Source organism: Aeromicrobium sp., assembly GCF_025965075.1.
Taxonomy (GTDB): Bacteria; Actinomycetota; Actinomycetes; order Propionibacteriales; family Nocardioidaceae; genus Aeromicrobium.
This window is the reverse complement of sequence record NZ_JAOPXQ010000123.1, coordinates 1-4,421: the sequence shown is the minus strand read 5'-3', so window position 1 is coordinate 4,421 and position 4,421 is coordinate 1. Positions and strand designations below refer to the sequence as shown.

Sequence of the window (4,421 nt, the reverse complement as noted above, 5' to 3'; positions counted from 1 at the left end):
TTCTTCAGCATCTTCTGGCTGCTCATGAGGTTGAGCTTCTGGACCCGGTCCCACTTCTCGTTGATGTCGTCGATCTCCTTGCTGTCGATCGACGACGAGATCGAGCGGACGACCCGGGCCTGCTCGAGCCGGACGTCCGCAAAGCGCTGGTTGGACGTCCGGAAGGTGTCGCACATGACCTTGCCGTAGGACGTCTTGGCGCACGGGGCACCGTAGGTCTTGTCCCACTGCTTCTGGTCGAGGCGGTAGGCCTGCTCGCGGGCATCGGCGTACTTGAGGCGCTTGGCCTTGACGTTCGAGATGCAGCCGTCCTTGTTGCTGCAGGTCCCGCCGATCATGGGACCCTGGGGGTCGAGGTAGGTCGCAGCCTTCTTGTAGAGCGCGGTGGCCTTCTTGCTGTCCTTCGTGGGGGAGTTGACCCGCAGGTTCCACAGGCAGTCGACGTGGATCTGCTCGTAGGCGGCAGCGGCCTTCTTGGCATATGCCGCGACGGCCTTCTCCCGGCGCGACGACTCGTCGGCGGCGGCGCTGAGCTTGCTCGACGTGATCCCGGCGGGACCGACCGAGATCGTCGGCACGCTGTCGGCCGCCGTGCGGGCCCGCTTCGCGACGTCCGCGACGGCCGCGCAGCCCTTGCGCTGCGTCGCGAGCGCCTTCTTGGTGTGCATGTTCTTGAGGATGTAGGTCCCGCTCGGGATCTTCGAGGTGTCGGCGACCAGCGCCGCGCCGTCCTTCTTCTGCCAGGCGGCCAGCTCGCTCGCATAGTCGTCGGCCTTGCCGTCGCCCCAGGCGCGGGCACCGAACCAGCCGGCGACCAGGACGAGGAGGACGGCGAGGATCAGCAGGACCCAGACCAGGCGACGCCGGCTCGGCGCCGGATCGGGAGTGGGCGCTGGCATGGGCGTGGTGGCGTCGGTCGACATGGCATTCCCCCAGAGATGTTCGGTCGAGCCACGATCATGTCAGTCGTGGCGGGCCTTGCTCGGCTGCACACGCTTCGGCTCGCCCGGCATCTTGGGATATTCGGGGGGATAGGGCATCTCGACCGGGTCGTCGTCCCACCACGCGAGCAGCGGCTCCAGCGAGTGCTCCACGTCGTCGATCGTGGCCCATGGGTCGCCCTGCTCGGCGAGCCTCGCCGGCACGGTGTGGAGGGTGTACGCCCGGGGGTCCTCGAGCGTCGCGAGCTCGTCCCACGACACCGGCGTCGAGACCGTCGCACCGGGACTGGGACGCAGGCTGTAGGCCGAGGCGATTGTCCGATCCCGGCAGTTCTGGTTGAAGTCCACGAAGATGTTGTCGCCGCGTTCCTCCTTCCACCACCTGGTCGTCACGCCGTCCGTGCGGCGCTCGAGCGCGCGGGCGAACGCGATCGCCGCGTGGCGGACGTCGGTGAACGTCCAGCGCGGCGACACCCGGGCGTACACGTGGATCCCACGCTTGCCGCTGGTCTTGGCGAACGCCTCGATGCCGGCCTCCGCGAACAGCTCCCGTGCCACGCCCGCGACCCGCACGGCGTCACGGAACGTCGCGGATCCGAACGGGTCCAGGTCGATGCGCAGCTCGTCGGGGCGATCGTTGTCGCGGGCCCGGGTGGGCCAGGGGTGGAACGTGATCGCGCCCATGTGGGCGGCCCACGCGGCGACCGCGACCTCGGTCATGCGGATCTCGTCGGCGATCCGGCCGGAGGGGAACAGGACCCTGGTGCTCTCGACATAGGCAGGAGCGCCCCGCATCATCCGCTTCTGGTAGAACGCATCGCCGTGGCTGTCGGCGCGGGTCGACATGACCATGCCCTCCCGGACGCCCTTGGGCCAGCGCTCCAGCGCGACCGGCCGGTCGCGGAGGGCGCGCATGAGGCCGTCGGCCACCGCGACGTAGTACTCCGCGACCATGACCTTCGTGACCTCGGCGGAGAAGTCCGTCGCCTCGAAGATGACCCGCGTCGGGCTCGAGACCCGCACCGCCCGGCTGCCCGCCTCGATCTCGACCGCATCGCTCGCCATGACCTCACTCTAGGGCTGTGGACGACGGTCGACCGGATGTCCGAGCCTGTTGCGAGGATGGATCCATGAGCAGGGAGAGCCGCCGGCGACGCGAGGCCAGACGACGGACCGTCGGACGACAGACGCACCGACCACCGGGAGACGACGTCCTGCGGCTGATCGAGGAGTCGGCGCTGATCGCCTCGGCGGTCCCGCGGGCGGTGGTTCCCCTCGTCGAACGGCTCATCGAGGAGAGCGCCGGCGCGACGGACCGGGACCGCGACCCGGCCGTCCTGCTCGTGGACATGATCCTGTCCGGGATCACGACGGCCTGGGAGCATGGCTGGCAGCCCGGCGACCTGGTGCACGCTACGAGGCGGCGCGCGACCAAGTCGGCAGCGAGGTGGATGTCGCTCGCGGTCCTGGCGGAGGCCCAGGCATCCCGGGCGTGGGACCGGGCACCCGAGGACTGGCTCGGCCAGCTCAGGGGACTGCCGTCCGGCGCCGACGCCGGGGCCGGCGCGCTGCTGGCGACCGGGGGACGCGCGACGCCCGGCGAGTGGGTTCCCGCACTCGTCGTGCTCGACCTCCTGCGCAAGCTGCCGGCCTCGCAGCGGCTCGTGCCGCCCCCGTCGCAGTGGGACCGCGAGCGTCCCGCCGCCCGTCCGGGCAGGGTCTCGCCCCCGAGCGACGAGGCCGCACGGCTGCTGCCCAGGATCCGGGCCCTGCTGGCCAAGGCGGAGTCGACCGAGTTCCCGGCCGAGGCCGAGGCGTTCACGGCCAAGGCGCAGGACCTCATGACCCGGCACGCGATCGACGAGGCGCTGCTGACGGCCGACGCCGGCGGCACCTACGACGTCCGAGGCGTCCGGGTGCTGATCCACCACCCCTACGCGATGCAGAAGGCCGGTCTGCTCGACGTCATCGCCCGGGCCAACCGCACCCGTGCGGTGTGGAGCGACTTCGCGTCCTGCGCGACTCTCGTCGGCGCGCCCACCGATGTCCAGCAGGTCGAGATGCTCTTCACCTCGACGCTGGTCCAGGCGACGAGGGCCATGACCCGGGCCGGGCAGGGCCCCGAGCATCGCGGACCGGAGCGGACCTCGTCGTTCCGCAAGGCCTTCCTCAGCGCCTATGCGACCCGCATCGGTGAGCGCCTCGCCGCGACGACGGCGGAGGCCGCCTCGAGCTATGGCACCGACCTCGTCCCGGTCCTGGAGCGTCAGGAGGCCGCCGTGGGGGAGGAGTTCGATCGGCTGTTCCCCCACGTCACGGCGGCGGGGCGGCGCACGAGCTTCGACCGGCGCGGCTGGGACGCCGGCACGCGCGCCGCCGACGAAGCCGTGCTGCCGGCCGGCGAGGTCGGGTCCTGAGCCTGCGGCCCACGTTACTAAGGCTGGCCTTCGTTGAACCCCGGGAATCATTAACGGCACACTGGTGTTGTGAAAAACATGCGAACAGTGGAGAGGGCGCCGGTCGACGACGCCTCCACGCGTTCGCGGGTGGCCCGCGCGATCCTCGAGAACGGCCCCGCCACGGCGGCTGCCCTCGGGGTCGAGCTGCGGCTGACGCCGGCCGCCGTGCGGCGCCACCTGGACCAGCTCCTGGCCGAGGGCGTCATCGAGGCTCGTGAGCAGCGCATCACCGGCCAGCGCGGGCGGGGACGTCCCGCCAAGGTCTTCGCCGTCACCGACGCGGGCCGCGACACGTTCGCCCACGCCTACGACGAGCTCGCCGCCGGCGCCCTGCGCTACCTCGCCGAGACCGGGGGAGACGACGCCGTCACGGCGTTCGCGCGCCACCGGCTGACCGGCCTCGAGGAGCGCATCCGCCCCCTGCTCGAGCTCGCCGAGCCCGACCAGCGCCCCCGTGTGCTGGCCGAGGCCCTCAGCAACGACGGCTTCGCGGCGTCGGTCGGCACCACCCCCGCCGGCACCCAGATGTGCCAGCACCACTGCCCGGTCGCCCACGTGGCCGAGGAGTTCCCCCAGATGTGCGAGGCCGAGACCGAGATGTTCGCGCGTCTCCTCGGCAGCCATGTGCAGCGGCTCGCCACGATCGCCCACGGCGACGGAGTCTGCACGACCCACCTCCCCATGACCACCCCAGCAGAGAGGTTGCCCTCATGACGACCACGTCAGAGACACACGCACCCAATGCCATCGAGCAGGCCAATCCCGGCCTGAAGGATGTCGGCCGCTACGAGTTCGGCTGGTCCGACGGCAACGATGCCGGCGCCAACGTCCAGCGTGGCCTGAGCGAGGCCGTCGTCCGCAACATCTCGAACCTCAAGAGCGAGCCGCAGTGGATGCTCGACCTCCGCCTGAAGGGCCTCAAGCTCTTCGGTCGCAAGCCCATGCCGACGTGGGGCTCCGACCTCAGCGGCATCGACTTCGACAACATCAAGTACTTCGTGCGGTCCACCGAGAAGCAGGC

Annotated in this window: 4 protein-coding genes and 1 pseudogene; 3 read left to right on the top strand and 2 right to left on the bottom strand. The window is 70.7% G+C overall.

The window, feature by feature from the left end; genetic code table 11:
* On the bottom strand, nt 1-923 hold a 923-nt coding region (locus JWQ91_RS07880), incomplete at its 3' end, for a hypothetical protein (RefSeq protein ID WP_297782311.1).
* A gap of 39 nt (nt 924-962) precedes the next feature.
* A complete protein-coding gene (locus tag JWQ91_RS07875; protein ID WP_297782310.1) occupies nt 963-2,006 on the bottom strand; it encodes a DNA primase small subunit domain-containing protein in 1,044 nt (347 codons plus the stop codon).
* Between the two features lie 65 nt (nt 2,007-2,071).
* On the opposite strand from JWQ91_RS07875, the gene JWQ91_RS07870 reads away from it, so the two are divergent.
* The 3 genes and pseudogenes from JWQ91_RS07870 to JWQ91_RS07860 all read left to right on the top strand — a co-directional run.
* On the top strand, nt 2,072-3,358 hold the full coding sequence (locus JWQ91_RS07870) for a DUF2786 domain-containing protein (RefSeq protein ID WP_297782309.1): 1,287 nt from the start codon (nt 2,072-2,074) through the stop codon (nt 3,356-3,358).
* Between the two features lie 78 nt (nt 3,359-3,436).
* Nucleotides 3,437-4,114, top strand: a complete 678-nt coding sequence (locus tag JWQ91_RS07865) for a metalloregulator ArsR/SmtB family transcription factor (RefSeq protein WP_297782308.1) — start codon at nt 3,437-3,439, stop codon at nt 4,112-4,114.
* A pseudogene (locus JWQ91_RS07860) lies at nt 4,111-4,421 on the top strand (Fe-S cluster assembly protein SufB); the annotation flags it as partial. The gene JWQ91_RS07865 and the pseudogene JWQ91_RS07860, both read left to right, overlap by 4 nt.